The organism is Sphaerisporangium sp. NPDC005289 (assembly GCF_040607455.1).
GTDB lineage: Bacteria > Actinomycetota > Actinomycetes > Streptosporangiales > Streptosporangiaceae > Sphaerisporangium > Sphaerisporangium rhizosphaerae.
Genome location: NZ_JBEXGS010000002.1, coordinates 574941 through 590812, shown reverse-complemented (window position 1 = coordinate 590812; position 15872 = coordinate 574941). Strand labels below are relative to the sequence as shown.

Genomic DNA, 15872 nt, shown 5'->3' with positions numbered 1-15872 from the left:
CGCTCGGCCTGTCCACGGATCCGAGAAGGGCGACGAGCATGCGCCTGCTTTTCACCACCTTCCCCGAGCGCCCGCACTTCTACCCGATGGTGCCTCTCGCCTGGGCCTGCATGGCCGCCGGCCACGAGGTCAGGATGGTCAGCACCCCCTCGCTCGCCGAGACCACCACGCGGGCCGGGCTGCCGGCCGTCGAGGTCGGCCACGATCTCGACCTGGCGGCCATGCTCGCCCGCGGCGACTTCGCGCCCAAGCGCGACGTCCAGGCGGGCACCCCCGAGGAGCAGCAGCGGGCGGCGTGGTCGGGCATGCTGGAGAACCTCGCCAATATGCAGTTCGCCATGTGCGAGGCCATGGTGGACGACATGGTCGCCTACGCCCGGTCCTGGCGCCCCGACGTCATCGTGCACGACCCGGTGACCTTCGCCGGGCCGGTGACCGGGCAGGTCCTGGACGTGCCCACCGTCGCCCACATGTTCGGCTCGCCCGGGTTGCTGCGCATCGAGATGAAGGACCTCGGCAGCGAGCCGCTTCCCGGCTTCCTGAGGCTGTTCGAGCGCTTCGGCGTGGAACCGCGCGTGAACCCCACCGAGTGGATCGACCCCTGCCCGCCGTCCCTTCGGCTGTCGGAGGACCTCGCCATCCGCCCGGCCCCCACCTCGCTGAACCGCTACCAGGAGCGCTTCGTCCCCTACAACGGCCCCGGCTCCTCCCCGGACTGGCTCTTCCAGAACACCGGGCGGCCCCGCGTCTGCGTCACCTGGGGCACGACGCAGGAGCGCATCATGGGCGAGAGCGTGAGCGACCTGGTCCGCCGCGTGGTCGGCGTCGTCGCCTCGTTCGACGTCGAGGTCGTCTTCGCCGGCTCGGCCGAGCTGCGCCGCGACCTCGGCGACCTGCCGGACAACGTGCGCATGGTGGAGTGGGTGCCGCTGCACATGCTGCTGCCGACCTGCGCCGCCATCGTCCACCAGGGCGGCGCGGGCACGACGCTGACCTCGGCCGCGAACGCGGTGCCCCAGCTCGGCATCACCGAGGTGCCCGAGCCGCGCATCAGCATCGAGCAGCTCGCGGCCACCGGGGCCGGGCACCACCTGTTCCCCGCCGACACCACCGCCGACCGGGTGCGCGAGATCGTCGGCGGCCTGCTCGGCGACCCCGCCTACGGCGAGGCGGCGCGCGCCGTCCAGGACGACATCCGCCGGCAGCCGGCGCCCGCCGAGCTGGTGCCGGTCCTCGAGAAGCTCGCCGGGGTGGATCCCGGCGCGGGAGCGCGATGAAGGCCCCAATGAAGGCCCTGGTGCTCGCCGGCGGCCACGGCACCCGGCTGCGGCCGATCACCAACACCTCGGCCAAGCAGCTCGTGCCCATCGCCAACAAGCCGGTGCTGTTCTACGGCCTGGAGGCGCTGCGCGACGCGGGCGTCCGCGAGGCCGGCGTCATCGTCGGGGACACCGCCGCCGAGGTCCGGGCGGCGGTGGGCGACGGTTCACGCTTCGGGCTGCGCGTCACCTACATCCCCCAGCACGCGCCGCTCGGCCTCGCGCACTGCGTGCTGATCGCCCGCGACTTCCTCGGCGACGACGACTTCGTGGTGTACCTGGGGGACAACTTCATCGTCGACGGCATCGCCGAGTTCGTCGGCGACTTCCGGCGCTCGCGCCCGGACGCCGGCATCCTGCTCACCAAGGTCCCCGACCCGAGCGGCTTCGGCGTCGCCGAGCTGGACCCGGCGGGCCGGGTCGTCGGCGTCGCCGAGAAGCCCGAGCACCCGGTCAGCGACCTGGCGATCGTCGGGGTGTACCTGTTCACGCCGCGCGTGCACGAGGCCGTGCGCGCGCTCACGCCCAGCGCCCGCGGCGAACTGGAGATCACCGACGCGCTGCGCCTGCTCATCGACCAGGGCGCCGACGTGCGCTCGCACGTCATCTCCGGCTACTGGAAGGACACCGGGCGGGTCGAGGACATGCTCGAGTGCAACCGGATGGTCCTGGAGACCGCCGAGCACCGCCTCGCCGGCCGCGTGTGCGGCGACACCAAGGTGATCGGCCGGGTGGTGGTCGAGGAGGGCGCGGAGGTCAGCCGGTCCCACCTGGTCGGCCCGCTCGTCATCGGCGCCCGCGCCCGGGTGCGTGACAGCTACGTCGGCCCGTTCACCTCGATCGGCGCGGACTGCCGGCTGTCGGACACCGAGATCGAGTACTCGATCGTCATGGAGCGGTCGGTCATCCGCGGCGTGCGCCGCATCCAGGACTCGCTGGTCGGCAAGGACGTGACCGTCGCGCCCGCCGAGTCCGCGCCCAAGGCGCACCGTCTGGTCCTGGGCGACCACAGCCGCGTGCACCTGGACCGCTGACCGCCGGGCCCGGCCGCCCTCCCGGCCGAGGCCCGGCCCCCGCCGGCCCCGACCAGGTGCCGCGTCCCGTCCCCGCGCGGTCGGTCGTCCTTGACCGCCGCCACCGCTGCCACTGCCGCCCCCGTCCTGCGGCGACACGAGCTCGACCCGTCAGGTGCCCGGCTCGTGGACCGGGCGGCGGCCGAGCAGCGGCTCCCACCACGCCCGGTTGTCGCGGTACCACCGGACCGTCTCCCGCACCCCCGGCTCGAACGGCACCTGGGGCCGCCAGCCCAGCTCCCGCCGGATACGGCCGGAGTCCAGCAGGTAGCGCCGGTCATGCCCGGGACGGTCAGGGACGATCGTCTTCAGCTCCGCGGGCAGGCCCAGTTCGTCGAGCACCAAGTCGGCCAGGCGCTCGACGCTGGCCTCGTCGCCGGTGCCCACGTGGTAGGCCCGCCCGTCCCGGCCCTGGCTCAGAATGGCGTCGATCGCCCGGCAGTGGTCCTCCACGTGGATCCACTCGCGCCGGTTGCCGGTCGAGGCGTACATCGGCAGCGGCTCGCCGCGCAGCGCCTGGGTGGTGAACAGCGGCAGCACCTTCTCCGGGAACTGGTACGGGCCGTAGTTGTTCGCGCAGTGCGACAGCGTGACCGGCAGCCCGTAGGTCTCGTGGTAGGCCCGCACGGCGTGGTCGGCCCCCGCCTTGCTGGCGTTGTAGGGGGTGCGCGGCCGGTAGGGCGAGCGCTCGGTGAACGCCTCCGGCGAGTCCAGCGCCAGGTCCCCGTAGACCTCGCAGGTCGACACGTGGTGGAACCGGCGCAGGTCGGCGTCGCGGCAGGCGTCCAGCAGCGACTGGGTGCCAAGGACGTTGGTGCGGAAGAACCGCCCCGGGTCCAGCACGGCCAGGCTGTTGTGCGACTCGGCGGCGAAGTTCACCACCACCTCGACGCGGTGCTCGCGCAGCAGCCGCGCGACCAGCTCCCTGTCGCCGATGTCGCCGCGCACGAAGACGATCTCCTCCGCGAGGCCGGCGAGGTTGCTCATGTCGCCGGCGTAGGTGAGGAGGTCGAGGGCGACGACCGCGTCCGACGGGTGCTCGCGCCGCCAGTACCGGGTGAAGTTGGCGCCGATGAAGCCGGCCGCGCCCGTGACCAGAAGAGTGCTCATGCTTCCATGCTCGCCCAAGCAACTCGACTCCGGACGGAGCCGCGACGGCCGGGACGACGCTTCTCCTGGCCGGAGCCGCGACGGCCGAGCGCGGGGGCGGGCGCGACGGTGCCCGGCGCGGCGGCAGGGGCCGGGCGCCGGGCTGGGGTGGGTGCGGTCGCGGCGGTCAGATGATGAGCGCGCCCCCGCAGGCGGGCACGAAGGCCCCGGTGACGTACGCCGTGTCGTCTCCGGCGAGCGCGGCGACGGCGCGCGCCACGTCCTCGGGTTCCCCGATGCGCTGCATCGGGATGAGCGCGGCCTGCTTCTGCAGCTTGTCCTGCGGGATCTGGTCGGAGGCCTGGGTGCGGGTGATGCCCGCGATCACCGTGTTCACCCGGACGCCGTGCCGGGCCTCGGTGCGCGCCAGCACCTTCGCGGCCAGCTCCATCGCCGCCTTCGCCGCGCCGTGCGTGATCGACATCGGCCACGGGTCGCGGGCGATCAGCGCCGAGATGAACACCACCGACCCGCCGCCGCGCTCCACCATCCCGGGCACGAACGCCTGCACGGGGAGCATGGTCGCCCGGATCTGCCCGCTGACGACGTTCGCGAGTGCCTCGACGTCCACCTCCAGAGGCAGCGCGCGCACCTTCTCGTCGAAGCCGTGCGCGTTCAGCACCAGGATGTCCACCGGGCCGAGCCCTGCCTCGACCTGCGCGGCCATCTCGCGCACCGCGCCGGCGTCGGTGACGTCGGCCCGCACGGCCAGGGCGCGCCCGCCCGCCGCCGTGATCTCCTTGACGACCTGCTCGGCGGCGTCGGCGGAGTCGCGGTGGTTGACCGCCACGGCGGCGCCGCGCGCCGCGAGCTCCCGCGCGATCGCCGCGCCGATTCCCCTGCTGGCTCCGGTTACCAGAGCGACCTTCCCATCCATCAGATCCTCCTGAGGGGACCGTCGCCTTTAAGCGACAGGGGAATCGGGAGCGGGAGGGCCGCCAAGGCCCGAGCGTGCTCTGACCGGTCAGGTCTGCGCATCAGAGTTCTCCGTTCATCGAATGTTAGACAGATGACGCTGTTATAAAGATCGTGTGACTCGTCAGGCGCGCACCTCCCCCGGCGCGGCCTACGACCTCGGCCGCCTGTTGGTCAAGGCGCTCCCGAACGACTCACCGTCGTATGTGGCCGACCAGTTCGAGGGCGTCACCTCCCGCCGACTGCGCGGCGAGTTCCCGCACCTGCGCTCCCGGTTGCCCACGCTGTGGTCACGGTCGTTCTTCGTGGCCACGGCCGGCGCGGTGTCCGCCGAGACGGTGCGGCGCCACATCGAACCGCAGTACGAGCGCACCCCCAAGGGGCGCGGTCGTGCGTAGGTCGTTCAAGTTCCTGCTGCGCCCGACCGCCAAGCAGACGGTGGCGCTGACAGCGTGCCTGGACGATCACCGCGCGCTGTACAACGCGGCGCTGGAGCATCGCCGCACCGCCTACGCCAAAGCCGGGGTGAGCATCCGGTACGGCGACCAGTCGGCCGACCTCAAGCACATCCGTGCCGACGACGCCGATGGTCAGGGCCGCTGGTCGTTCTCCTCCCAGCAGGCCACCTTGCGCCGTCTGGACAGGGCGTTCACCGCGTTTTTCGCCCGGGTCAGGGCCGGGCGCACGCCGGGCTTTCCCCGCTTCAAAGGCGAGAACCGGTTCGACACCATCGAGTGGCCCAAGGATGGTGACGGCTGCCGGTGGGACTCCCAGCCCGAACACCCCACCGCGACGTTCGTCCGGCTCCAGGGCGTCGGGCACGTCCGTGTCCACCAGCACCGCGCCGTGCGCGGCACCATCAAGACGATCAGCGTCAATCGGGAGGGCATCCGCTGGTACGTCGTCCTGTCGTGTGACGACGTGCCCGCCGCATCCCTGCCCGCGACGGGCACGGCGGCCGGGATCGACCTGGGGGTGGCGTCGCTGGCCACCACCAGCGATGGCGAGCATTTGGTCAACCCGCGCCACCTGGCCGCCTCCGCCGATCGCCTGGCCGTCGCGCAGCGGGAGCTTGCCCTCAAGAAGCGGGGGTCCAAGCGGCGCCGAAAGGCTGTGGCCCGCCTCGCCGCCCTGCACGGCAAGGTCCGCCGCCAGCGCCTGGACGGCGCGCACAAGACCGCCCTGCGGCTGGTCGCCGCCTACGACGTCATCGTGCACGAGGACCTGCGGATCGCGAACATGACCCGCTCGGCGTCCGGCACGCTCCAAGCGCCCGGCACCAACGTGGCACAGAAATCCGGCCTCAACCGGAGCATCCTGGACGCAGGTTGGGGGGTGTTCCTGACGATCCTGTCGCACAAGGCTGAAAGCGCCGGTCGAGAGCTGATCGCGGTGAACCCCGTCAACACCTCCCGCACGTGTGCCCGATGTGGGCACTGCGCGCAGAACAACCGCATCACCCAGGCCGAGTTCTTCTGTACGGCGTGCGGGCATGCCGCGCACGCCGACGTGAACGCGGCACGCAACATCTTGAGGGCAGGGCTTGCCCTTCGCGACGCTGCACAAGCGGCCTAGCGAGAAGCCGCTCCCTGCAGGGAGCGGAGGAGTCACTGACATGCCCGGCACGCTAGCGACCGGCCGTGCAGGACGGCTCGAGGTCGGCTCGAAAGCGGGCTTCTAGCGTGCGGGCATGCGAGTGGTGCGGATAGGGGTGCTCGGCGCGTCCCGCGTGGCGCCGGAGGCGCTGTTCGGCCCGGCGCGAGCGGTCCCCGGGGCCGAGGTGGCGGCGGTCGCGGCGCGCGACCCCGAGCGGGCCCGCCGTTACGCGGCCCGGCACGGCGTGCCGCGGGTCCTGCCCGGCTACCAGGCCCTGCTGGACGACCCGGGCGTGGACGCCGTCTACATCGCGCTGCCGAACGCCGCGCACGCCGAGTGGACGCTGCGCGCGCTGGAGGCCGGCAAGCACGTGCTGTGCGAGAAGCCGCTGGCCGCCAACGCCCGGCAGGCCGCCGAGGTCGCCGCCGCCGCCCGCCGGACCGGTCTGGTCGTCATGGAGGGCATGCACTACCGCCACCACCCGCTCGCCGAGCGCATGCGCGTCCTCGCGGGCGAGGCGCTCGGCACGGTCACCCGCGTGGAGACCGCCAACTGCTGGCCCGTCCCGCGCTTCGACGGCCTGATCTACGACTACGCGCTCGGCGGCGGGGCGACGATGATCGCCGGGTGTTACGCGATCGACTGCCTGCGCCTGGTCGGCTCCGCGAGCCTCGGGGAGCCGTCGGCGACCGGCGCCCGTGCCCTGTTGCGCGGCCCCGGCGCCGACCGGGCCATGACCGGGGAGTGCGTCTTCCCCGGCGGGGCGACCGGCCGGTTCCGCTGCTCACTATGGAGCGCCGCCCGGCCGTCGATGTCGGTCCGGGTCACCGGGGAACGCGGCGAGATGCGGGTGACCGGCTACCTCATGCCGCACCTGTTCCACCGGATCACGGTGCGGGCGGGCGGGCGCACCTGGCACGAGCGGCTGCGGGGCGAGCCGACCTACCACGGCCAGCTCCGGGCCTTCGCCGCAGCCGTCCTGGACGGGGCGCCGGTCGCCACCGACGCCGCCAACGCCACGGCCACCCTGCGCCTGATCGACGCCTTCTACCACCACGCCGGCCTCCACCCCCGCGGCCTCCCCTGACCCCCCCTGCGAGCGCGTCACCCGCGGGATTGCCCGTCGTCCGGTGGCTTTCATCTCATGTCGGCCTGGGCTTGCGCGGTTTCTTCGACTGGCGCCTGCTGTGAGCGCGTCGGCCGCCGTTTTGCTCGTTGCCTGGTGGCTCTCACCTCATGCCGGCCTTGGGGGCGCCCGTCTTCCCCGGCCGTGTCACTTTGCCGTCGTGAGGGAGAGCCGCGTGCGGTGGCTCAGGCCCGGGCGAGGTCCGGGGCCGCTCCCTCGGCGCGCAGGGCCTCGGCGGCCCTGGCCAAGGACTCCCGGTCGGCGGCGTCCTCGCGGCGCCGCGGCGGGAGCAGGGCCAGCGCCGTGCTCCCGGCGCCCACGGCGCGGTGCCGCCGCGCCAGCGTGGTGAGGCTCTGGGACGGGCCCGCCTCCAGCAGAACCAGATCCCCACCGGACAGCAGCGCGTCCAGGGCCGCGCCGAACACGACGCAGGCGGAGGGCTGCCGCGCCCAGAACCCCGGGTCACGGGCCTCCCGCTCGGTGAGCGGAGCGCCGGTGTAGCACGAGTAGACCGGGATGCCCGGGGCGCGCAGCGGCAGGGCGGCGAAGGCCGCCTCGTCCTGCGGGGCCGTCGCGGCCACTGACGGGCTGTGGAAGCCGATGGTGGCGCGCACCGGCCTGCAGGTGATGCCCCGCTCACGCAGCTCGGCGGCGGCCCTGGCCAGAGGCGCCGCCGCCCCGGCGAGCATGACCTGCCGGGGTCCGTTCACCGCCCCGATCACCACCTCGCCGTCCAGATGCGGCGCCAGTTCCGCCGGGGTCGCCGCCACGGCGAGCATGCCGCCGGGCGGCGTGCGGCTCAGCCGGACCAGCCGCTCCCACATCACCCGGACGGCGTCGCTCAGAGTGAAGACCCCGGCGAGCGTGGCGGCGGCCATCTCGCCCACGCTGTGCCCGAGCAGCGCGGCGGGCCGCACGCCCCAGCTCATGACGGTGCGCCCGAGGGCGTAGTCCACGGCGAACAGCAGCGGCTGGGCGCGCAGCACGTCGTCGATGGGCACGGCGGGGTCGGCCGACAGCCAGTCGGCGCGGATGCGCGCGCCCTCCCGTCCCAGCTCGGCGAAGATCTCGTCCATCGTCGCGGTGAAGACCGGGTCGTGGTCGTACAGGCCCGTCCCCATCCGCGTGTGCTGCGCGCCCTGCCCAGGGAACAGCAGCGCGACCGGACGGGGCCCGCGCGGCCGTTCCCGATCCGCACGGGAGGCCCCGGCCCCGGTAATCGTCCCGGCGTCGGCCCCATTCCCGGCACTGGTCCCGGCGTCGGTACTCGTCCCGGCACCCGTGCCCGTGCCCGTGCCGACACCCGTGCCGGTCCCGGTGCCGGTGCGGATACCCGTGCCCGTGCTGATACCCGTGACGGTGTCCTTGGCGGTTCCCATGGCGGGGGTCCTTCCTCCTCGGCTCCGGCGGTCATGGTCGGCCCCACCCATCGAGACCCGCTCGACCCCTGGTCGCGTCCACCGCCGGGCCGGGCGCTCGCGCGCCCACCTGAGCACCGGCGCCGGTGACCACGGCCGGGGCGCGAGAAGGAGACCAGGCACGGCATCGTCCCGGTCTGGTCGGCGGGGGCCGGTGGCGTGCGGGGCGGCGGATCGGCGGCCTCGGAACAGGGCGGGCGACTCGAGTGCGGCTCTGTCAGGGGTCGAAGCGGAAAGCGCACAGTCGGGGAACCGGTGCAGGAAGCGAACCGTCTGACGCGAGTCGTCGGTCAGCACATGCCGGGGCGGTGAGCTCGCCACAAGCGAGCCCGCCCGCCCCGGCCATACCCGCGACACGGTCCTGTGACCCGTCCGCGATACGCCATGCGACCCGGTCGCGACACGGCACCGTGGCCCATTCGCCACACGACCAGGTCGCGACACGGCACCGTGGCCCATTCGCCACACGACCACGTGGCCCGTTCGCCATGCGGCCTTATCGTCCGTTCGCCACACGTGCCGTGGTCCGTTCGCAATACGGGCGACATGCCCGCGACACGCGCCCCGAGGAGACCGATGCGCCCACGCGACATCCACATCGCCGCGACCGGCAGCGCCCTGGCCCCGCTGGTCACCGTGGAGGAGGCCCTGGCGCGGGGCGACTGCGACCCCGACACGGCCCGGCGCACCGAGGCGCTGTCGGTCGCCGTCGCCGGGGAGGAGTCGCCCGCCGAGATGGCCGCGGCGGCGGCCCGCGCGGCGCTCGGCCGCTCTGGGCGCGACCCCGCCGACATCGGCCTGATCCTGCACGCCGCCGTGTACTACCAGGGCCACGACCTGTGGCCGCCGGCCTCCTACGTGCAGCGGACGGCCGTCGGCAACCGGTGCCCGGCCGTGGAGGTCCGCCAGATGTCCAACGGCGGGATGGCGGCGATCGACCTGGCCGCCGGGTACCTGAGCGCGGCCCGCCCCGGATCGGCGGCCCTGATCACCGCGGCCGACAGGTTCTCCCCGCCCGGTTTCGACCGCTGGCGCAGTGACCCGGGCACCGTGTACGCCGACGGCGGCGTCGCCCTGGTGCTGGCGCGCGGTCACGGCCTGGCCCGGCTGCGGACCATCGTCACGGTCTCCGACCCCGAGCTCGAGGGCATGCACCGCGGCGACGACCCGTTCGGCGTCGCGCCGTTCAGCGTCCGGCGACCCATGGACCTGGAGGTGTGGAAGCGCGCCTTCGTCGCCCGTACCGGGCTGTCCGCCTGCCTGAGCCGCATCGCCGCCGGCCTGCGCGAGGCGGTGGACACGGCGTTGGACGAGGCCGGGGTGAAGCTGGCGGACGTCGACCGGTTCCTGCTGCCGCACTTCGGGCGGCGGCGCCTCGCGGCGGCGCTGCTGCGTCCGCTCGGCGTGGACGTCGAACGCACGACGTGGCCGTGGAGCAGGCGCGTCGGTCACCTGGGGGCCGGCGACCAGATCGCCGCCCTGGACCACCTGCTCTCCTCCGGCGCCGCGGCCCCCGGCGACACGCTCATGCTGCTGGGCATCGGCGCCGGATTCACCTGGTCGTGCGCCGTCCTCGAGGTGACCGAGCGCCCGCGCTGGGGGACTCACTCTCCCGGCCGCCCCGCGCCCGGGGTGTGAGCGGAGCCTCCCGCGGGCGTGACCCCCAGCCCACCCGGGCGCCGGTGGCGCCCGGGTGGGCGCGGCGTCCGGCGCCTGGTGCGCTGTCCACGAACGTTCACCGGCTCGGGCGCCGTAGCGGGCGCCGGCATCGCCGTACCACGACCCGCCGACGCGGCGCCGATCACTGCGGCACGTGGCCGGGGGTAGAGAGCCGCGCCCGGTGAACGTATGCGGTCACCGCACTAGGCGGGTGTGGTGTCCAGCGCGTTCGGGGTCGGTGGCGTCGGGGTGGGTGCGGCGTCCGGCGCCTAGGCGGGTGTGGCGTCCAGCGCGTCTGGTGCCGGTGGCGCCTGGGTGGGTGTGGTGCCGAGCGCGTTCGGGGTCAGTGGCAGCCGGGCCAGGGCGACGGCGAGCGCGTCGGCCGTCAGCGCCTCGCCGCGCGCGGCCAGGTAGCCGTCGGGGCGGATCAGCAGCCAGTGGCCCTCGACCGGGGCCAGCAGGCCCGGCACCCCCGGGCCGGGCGGCAACGGGTTCGGCAGGCCGGAGCCGGGACGCGGCGACATCGTGCGCACCGACAGCCAGGCCCCGTACCGCGCGTCCGCCTCCGCCGCGACGGCGCCGAACGCGTCCCGCGGGCCGCCGGTGTAGGCGAGCAGCGTCCAGCGGGGGTCGCGCAGCTCGGCCAGCACCTCCCGCCACGCCGGGTCGGCGGCGCGCGCGGCGTCGGCCTGGGCCACCCGCTCGCCCGGCCCCGGCCCGGAGGCCGCGTCGTCGGAGGGGGTGGTGAGCGAACCGCCGGCGTAGTGCAGGCCCAGCCCCGACACCCCGCCGAGGATGGCGCGCTGCATCCGCACGCGCAGCCGCGGGACGGCCCGCAGCACGGCGAACACCACCGGCAGCAGCCCGGCCAGCACGGGATTCCTGAGCTGGATGAGCCGGGTCGCCCGCTTGGTCGAGGCGAGCAGCGTGCGGCCCACCGGCACCCGTTCCTCGCCGTAGCTGTCCAGCAGCTCCTCGCCGGCCTGTCCGTGCACGACCATGGCGAGCTTCCAGGCCAGGTTGAACGCCTCCTGCACGCCGGTGTTCATGCCCTGACCGGAGGCGGGGCTGTGCACGTGGGCGGCGTCCCCGGCGACCAGGCACCGCCCCTCGCGCATGCGCGGCGCCATGCGCTGCTGGAAGGTGAACACCGAGATCCAGCTCGGCTCGGCGACGTGGAAGGCGCTTCCGACGCCGGCCGTGATCAGCGATCCGAACCGCCGCGCCACCGCCGCCGGGTCGGGGTCGTGCTCGACGGCCGCGGTGTCCAGCAGCCGCCAGCGCCCGGGCTCGATCATCGGCACCGTCATCATGGTGACGCCCGGGCAGCGCACCCAGTAGATGCTGTCGCGCGGCAGGTCGGTCTCCACCTGGGCGTCGGCGATCAGCCACGTCTCGCTGGACTCGCCCAGCAGCGGCAGCCCGAGGAGCTTGCGCACGGTGCTGTGCCCGCCGTCGCAGCCGACCAGCCACGGCGTCTCGGCGTGCTCCACCGTCCCGTCCGGGCGGACGAGCTTGGCGCGCACTCCGCCGGGGTGCTGCTCGAAGCCGTCCAGGCGCACCCCCCACTCCACGGCCACGCCGCGCCGGGCGGCCGCCGCGCGCAGGGTCTCCTCGGTGGTCACCTGGTCGATCGCGATCGTGAACGGGAAGCGGGTGGGCGTCTCGGCGTAGTCGGCCTCCAGCCGGGTCAGCCTGCGTCCCCGCTGGTACATCGTGAAGGAGGTGATCCGCCGCCCGCGCGGCAGGATGTCCTCGACGATCCCCATCTGGTCGTAGACCTCCAGTGTGCGGGGATGGGTGGCGATCGCCCTGCTCGTCGTCGCCGGGCCCTCCCGGGCGTCCACCAGCCGCACCCGCACCCCCCGCCGGGCGAGCTCATGGGCCATGGTCAGCCCCACAGGTCCCGCGCCGGCCACCAGGACCTCGGCCGGCTCCTCGCGTGCGTCGTTTCCCAGCGTCATGGCGGGATGGTCACGCCGCCCCCTCGAGAACCGGTCGAGCCGCCGCCCTCCACCGCACTTCGAGCGGCACTCGAGGCGCGTTCCGCAAGGTCATGACGGGTCCGGAAGGGCCCGTCCTCCGTACGGAAGGAGCCCGATCATGTGCGGAGCCTCGGTGTCCCGGAGGTGTCGATGAAGCGCCGGGTCGCGATCACCGGGATCGGCGTGGTGGCGCCAGGCGAGCCGGGGGCGAAGGCTTTCTGGGAGCGGATCACGTCGGGGTCCACGGCCACCAGGCCGATCAGCTTCTTCGATCCCGCCCCCTACCGGTCGCGCGTCGCGGCCGAATGCGACTTCGACCCCGTCCGCGAGGGACTGTCGGCGCAGGAGGTGCGGCGCCTGGACCGAGCCGCGCAGTTCGCCGTCGTCTGCGCCAGGGAGGCGCTGGCCGACGCCGGCCTGCACGACGGCGACCTGGCCCCCGAGCGGACCGGCGTCAGCCTCGGCAGCGCCGTCGGGTGCACCATCAAGCTCGAATGGGAGTACGCCGTCGTCAGCGACGCGGGCCGGCTGTGGGAGGTCGACCCCGCCTACGCCGTCCCGCACCTGTACGACTACTTCACCCCCGGCTCGCTGGCCGCCGAGGTGGCCTGGGTCGCCGGCGCCGAGGGCCCGGTCACCGTCGTGTCGGCGGGCTGCACCTCCGGCCTGGACGCGGTGGGGCACGGCTGTGAGCTGATCGGCGAGGGCACGGCGGACGTCGTGCTCGCCGGCGGCACCGACGCCCCCATCTCGCCCATCACCGTGGCCTGCTTCGACGCCATCATGGCGACCTCGAACCACAACGACGACCCCGAGCACGCCATGCGGCCCTTCGACCGCACCAGGAACGGCTTCGTGCTCGGCGAGGGCGCCGCGGTGCTGGTGCTGGAGGAGCTGGAGCACGCCCGGCGGCGCGGCGCCCGCGTCCTGGCAGAGATCACCGGGTTCGCCAACCGGAGCAACGCCTACCACATGACGGGGCTGCGCTCCGACGGCAAGGAGATGGCCGAGGCCATCCGGGCGGCGCTGGACCGGGCACGGCTCGCGCCCGAGGAGGTCGGCTACGTCAACGCCCACGGCACCGGAACCAAGCAGAACGACCGGCACGAGACCGCCGCCTTCAAGGCCGCCCTCGGCGCGCACGCCTACGACGTGCCCGTCAGCTCGATCAAGTCCATGCTCGGGCATTCGCTCGGCGCGATCGGCTCCATCGAGATCGCGGCCTGCGCGCTGGCCATCGAGCACGGCGTGGTGCCGCCGACCGCCAACCTCCGCGAGCCCGACCCCGAGCTGGACCTGGACTACGTCCCGCTGACGGCCCGCGAGAAGAGGTTGGACGCCGTGCTCACCGTGGGCAGCGGCTTCGGCGGCTTCCAGAGCGCGATGGTGCTCCAGCGACCGGGGACCGCGGCATGAGCGCCGTCGTGACCGGCATCGGGGTGCTCGCTCCGAACGGGCTCGGCACGGAGGAGTTCTGGAGCCGGACGCTGGACGGGGTGAGCGGCATCGGCCCCATCACCCGCTTCGATGCCTCGCGCTACCCGGTGCGGCTGGCGGGCGAGGTGCCCGGGTTCACCGCCCGCGACCACCTGCCGGGGCGGCTGGTCCCGCAGACCGACCGGATGACGCAGCTCGCGCTGACCGCCGCCGACTGGGCGCTGCTGGACGCGGCCGCCGACCCCGGCGACTTCGGCGAGTACGACATGGGCGTGGCCACGGCGGCCTCGGCCGGCGGGTTCGAGTTCGGACAGAAGGAGCTGCAGAACCTGTGGCGGCTCGGCCCGCGGCACGTCAGCGCCTACCAGTCGTTCGCCTGGTTCTACGCCGTCAACGCGGGCCAGATCTCCATCAGGAACGGCCTGCGCGGGCCCATGAACATCAACGTCGCCGAACAGGCGGGCGGCCTTGACGCGGTCGCCCAGGCCAGGCGCATGGTGCGCGGGGACACGCCGCTGGTGGTGACCGGCGCCGTCGACGCCTCGCTGTGCCCGTGGGGGCTGGTCGCCCAGTTGCCGAACGGCCGGCTGAGCACCGGCGACGACCCGCGGACCGCCTACCAGCCGTTCGCCGCCGGCGCGCGCGGTCACCTGCCGGGGGAGGGCGGGGCGATCCTCGTCGTCGAGGACGCCGAGAGCGCCCGCCGCCGGGGCGCGCCGCATCTGTACGGCGAGGTCGCCGGATACTGCTCCACCTTCGACCCCGCACCGCGCACCGGGCGCCCGCCGCGCCTGGCCGCGGCCCTCCGCGGCGCGCTCGCCGACGCCGGCATCGACGCCGTCGACGTCGACGTCGTCTACGCCGACGGCGCCGGCGTGCCCGAGTTGGACCTGGCGGAGGCCGAGGCGATCGCCGAGGTCTTCGGCAGGAACGGGGTGCCGGTGACGGCGCCCAAGAGCATGACCGGCCGGCTGAACGCGGGCGGGGCGGCCCTGGACCTGGCGGCGGCGCTGCTGTCCATCAGGGACGGGGTCATCCCTCCGACGGCCGGCGTCACCGGCCCCGACGAGCGTTACGGCCTGGACCTGGTGACCGGCGCCCGGCACGTGCGCGTCGGCGCCGCGCTGATCATCGCCCGCGGCTACGGCGGCTTCAACGCCGCGATGGTCGTGCGGCGATGCCCCCCGGCCGCGCCGCGGCCCGCAAGGGCCGCGGCCGTCATCCAAGGAGAAGGAACATGAGCGAGTTCACCATCGACGACCTCAAGCGCATCCTGCGCGCCTGCGCGGGCGAGGACGAGGCGGTCGGCCTGGACGGCGACATCCTGGACAGCGGTTTCGAGGAGCTCGGCTACGACTCGCTGGCCCTGCTGGAGACGGCGAGCCGCATCGAGCACGAGGTCGGCGTCGCCGTGCTGGACGAGGAGATCGGCGAGGTGACGACCCCCCGCCAGCTGCTCGACCTGGTGAACGGCCGGCTGGTGCAGAAGGTGTGAGCCACTCCGCACCCTCGGACCCGCGGACCGCACACCCGGTCGGCCCAGGAACCGCCGCCTTGGCCGGTCCGCGGTCCGCCGCTCCGCCGGAGCCCGCACCCTCCGGTGGCGCGGCACCGGGCCCTGTGCCCGGTGGAGAGGCACGGGCCGGGTCGTCCGCGCGGCCCGCGGGCGCCCGGTCCGCCATCCGCACGTGCACCCCGACCGAGGCCGGTCCCGGTTCTGGGGCGGCCTGGCGGCACGGCCGAAAAGCTCATGGCCCGCGCCGCCGGGGCCCCCACGCGAGCGCTCTGCCCGCCGCCTGGCACATGGGTGACGAGTCGGCGTCTCGGAAGGCGGTACACGCGACGACCCTCGTCGAAGAAGCGCTCCGGGTAGACGGCGAGGGGCGCGAGGTGAGGACGGCGCATACGGGCGGGGATCACCACGGCGGCGGCGCTCCGCCTCGGTCGCCGTAGCGGGCGCGGGAATCGCCGTACCACGGCCCGCCGGCGCGGCGCCGATCACTGCGGCATGTGGCCGTGGGTGGAGACGGACGCCTGGTGGACGGATGTGACCATCGCACTGGACCTGTGTGTGGGCGCCGGCATCGCCGTACCTCGGCCCGCCGTTTCGGAGCCGATAGTTGCGGCACATGGCGGGGGGAGAGGGGTGCCCGGTGGACGGGTGTGGTCACCGCGTTGGACCAGTGCGCGTGTGC

At 74.1% G+C, this 15872-nt stretch carries 12 protein-coding genes and 1 pseudogene; 9 read left to right on the top strand and 4 right to left on the bottom strand.

The window, feature by feature from the left end:
* The first annotated feature begins 38 nt into the window (after positions 1–38).
* Both ABZT47_RS05345 and ABZT47_RS05340 read left to right on the top strand, forming a co-directional pair.
* Positions 39–1277 carry a nucleotide disphospho-sugar-binding domain-containing protein gene (locus ABZT47_RS05345; RefSeq protein WP_354836419.1) on the top strand — a complete coding sequence of 413 codons (1239 nt, stop codon included), beginning with the start codon at positions 39–41 and terminating at the stop codon, positions 1275–1277.
* The gene (locus ABZT47_RS05340) at positions 1274–2353 is read left to right on the top strand and encodes a glucose-1-phosphate thymidylyltransferase (RefSeq protein ID WP_354836417.1); all 1080 of its coding nucleotides are present in this window, start codon (positions 1274–1276) and stop codon (positions 2351–2353) included. Before ABZT47_RS05345 ends, ABZT47_RS05340 begins: the two co-directional genes overlap by 4 nt.
* A 150-nt stretch (positions 2354–2503) precedes the next feature.
* On the opposite strand, the gene rfbB is transcribed toward ABZT47_RS05340, so the two are convergent.
* Both rfbB and ABZT47_RS05330 read right to left on the bottom strand, forming a co-directional pair.
* On the bottom strand, positions 2504–3502 hold the full coding sequence (rfbB, locus tag ABZT47_RS05335; protein WP_354836415.1) for a dTDP-glucose 4,6-dehydratase: 999 nt from the start codon (positions 3500–3502) through the stop codon (positions 2504–2506).
* A gap of 166 nt (positions 3503–3668) precedes the next feature.
* Entirely contained in the window at positions 3669–4418 is a 750-nt protein-coding gene (locus tag ABZT47_RS05330; protein WP_354836413.1) for an SDR family oxidoreductase, read from the bottom strand.
* A gap of 205 nt (positions 4419–4623) precedes the next feature.
* On the opposite strand from ABZT47_RS05330, the pseudogene ABZT47_RS05325 reads away from it, so the two are divergent.
* From ABZT47_RS05325 to ABZT47_RS05315, 3 genes and pseudogenes are all read left to right on the top strand, one after another.
* Positions 4624–4854 (top strand): annotated as a pseudogene (locus ABZT47_RS05325) (transposase); the annotation flags it as partial.
* Positions 4847–6031, top strand: coding sequence for a transposase (locus tag ABZT47_RS05320; protein WP_354836411.1), 1185 nt, complete (start codon positions 4847–4849; stop codon positions 6029–6031). The pseudogene ABZT47_RS05325 and the gene ABZT47_RS05320, both read left to right, overlap by 8 nt.
* Positions 6032–6146: 115 nt before the next feature.
* Positions 6147–7139 (top strand): Gfo/Idh/MocA family oxidoreductase, encoded by a 993-nt coding sequence (locus tag ABZT47_RS05315; RefSeq protein WP_354836409.1) that lies wholly within the window; start codon positions 6147–6149, stop codon positions 7137–7139.
* A 224-nt stretch (positions 7140–7363) separates the two neighbouring features.
* Here the strand turns inward: ABZT47_RS05315 and ABZT47_RS05310 are convergent, their stop codons facing one another.
* Positions 7364–8557, bottom strand: coding sequence for an acyltransferase domain-containing protein (locus ABZT47_RS05310; RefSeq protein WP_354836408.1), 1194 nt, complete (start codon positions 8555–8557; stop codon positions 7364–7366).
* A 615-nt stretch (positions 8558–9172) separates the two neighbouring features.
* Between ABZT47_RS05310 and ABZT47_RS05305 the strand changes: the two genes are divergently transcribed.
* The gene (locus ABZT47_RS05305; protein ID WP_354836406.1) at positions 9173–10234 is read left to right on the top strand and encodes a ketoacyl-ACP synthase III family protein; all 1062 of its coding nucleotides are present in this window, start codon (positions 9173–9175) and stop codon (positions 10232–10234) included.
* Positions 10235–10524: 290 nt separating this feature from the next.
* On the opposite strand, the gene ABZT47_RS05300 is transcribed toward ABZT47_RS05305, so the two are convergent.
* Positions 10525–12219 carry an FAD-dependent oxidoreductase gene (locus ABZT47_RS05300; RefSeq protein ID WP_354836404.1) on the bottom strand — a complete coding sequence of 565 codons (1695 nt, stop codon included), beginning with the start codon at positions 12217–12219 and terminating at the stop codon, positions 10525–10527.
* A gap of 171 nt (positions 12220–12390) precedes the next feature.
* Here ABZT47_RS05300 and ABZT47_RS05295 point away from each other — a divergent pair, with 171 nt between their 5' ends.
* From ABZT47_RS05295 to ABZT47_RS05285, 3 genes are read left to right on the top strand one after another with little or no spacing between them, the layout of a single operon-like run.
* A complete protein-coding gene (locus ABZT47_RS05295; RefSeq protein ID WP_354836580.1) occupies positions 12391–13656 on the top strand; it encodes a beta-ketoacyl-[acyl-carrier-protein] synthase family protein in 1266 nt (421 codons plus the stop codon).
* Complete coding sequence (locus ABZT47_RS05290; RefSeq protein WP_354836402.1) at positions 13653–14918, top strand: ketosynthase chain-length factor; 1266 nt, start codon at positions 13653–13655, stop codon at positions 14916–14918. Before ABZT47_RS05295 ends, ABZT47_RS05290 begins: the two co-directional genes overlap by 4 nt.
* The gene (locus ABZT47_RS05285) at positions 14915–15172 is read left to right on the top strand and encodes an acyl carrier protein (RefSeq protein WP_354836400.1); all 258 of its coding nucleotides are present in this window, start codon (positions 14915–14917) and stop codon (positions 15170–15172) included. Before ABZT47_RS05290 ends, ABZT47_RS05285 begins: the two co-directional genes overlap by 4 nt.
* The last annotated feature ends 700 nt before the right edge of the window (positions 15173–15872 follow it).

What these genes read in the sequence shown, in the direction of transcription:
- ABZT47_RS05310 (WP_354836408.1), bottom strand. Translation starts at nt 8,557, where the DNA reads ATGGGAACCGCCAAGGACACCGTCACGGGTATCAGCACGGGCACGGGT.
- ABZT47_RS05330 (WP_354836413.1), bottom strand. Translation starts at nt 4,418, where the DNA reads ATGGATGGGAAGGTCGCTCTGGTAACCGGAGCCAGCAGGGGAATCGGC.
- ABZT47_RS05345 (WP_354836419.1), top strand. Translation starts at nt 39, where the DNA reads ATGCGCCTGCTTTTCACCACCTTCCCCGAGCGCCCGCACTTCTACCCG.
- ABZT47_RS05300 (WP_354836404.1), bottom strand. Translation starts at nt 12,219, where the DNA reads ATGACGCTGGGAAACGACGCACGCGAGGAGCCGGCCGAGGTCCTGGTG.
- rfbB (WP_354836415.1), bottom strand. Translation starts at nt 3,502, where the DNA reads ATGAGCACTCTTCTGGTCACGGGCGCGGCCGGCTTCATCGGCGCCAAC.
- ABZT47_RS05315 (WP_354836409.1), top strand. Translation starts at nt 6,147, where the DNA reads ATGCGAGTGGTGCGGATAGGGGTGCTCGGCGCGTCCCGCGTGGCGCCG.
- ABZT47_RS05285 (WP_354836400.1), top strand. Translation starts at nt 14,915, where the DNA reads ATGAGCGAGTTCACCATCGACGACCTCAAGCGCATCCTGCGCGCCTGC.
- ABZT47_RS05340 (WP_354836417.1), top strand. Translation starts at nt 1,274, where the DNA reads ATGAAGGCCCCAATGAAGGCCCTGGTGCTCGCCGGCGGCCACGGCACC.
- ABZT47_RS05305 (WP_354836406.1), top strand. Translation starts at nt 9,173, where the DNA reads ATGCGCCCACGCGACATCCACATCGCCGCGACCGGCAGCGCCCTGGCC.
- ABZT47_RS05295 (WP_354836580.1), top strand. Translation starts at nt 12,391, where the DNA reads ATGAAGCGCCGGGTCGCGATCACCGGGATCGGCGTGGTGGCGCCAGGC.
- ABZT47_RS05290 (WP_354836402.1), top strand. Translation starts at nt 13,653, where the DNA reads ATGAGCGCCGTCGTGACCGGCATCGGGGTGCTCGCTCCGAACGGGCTC.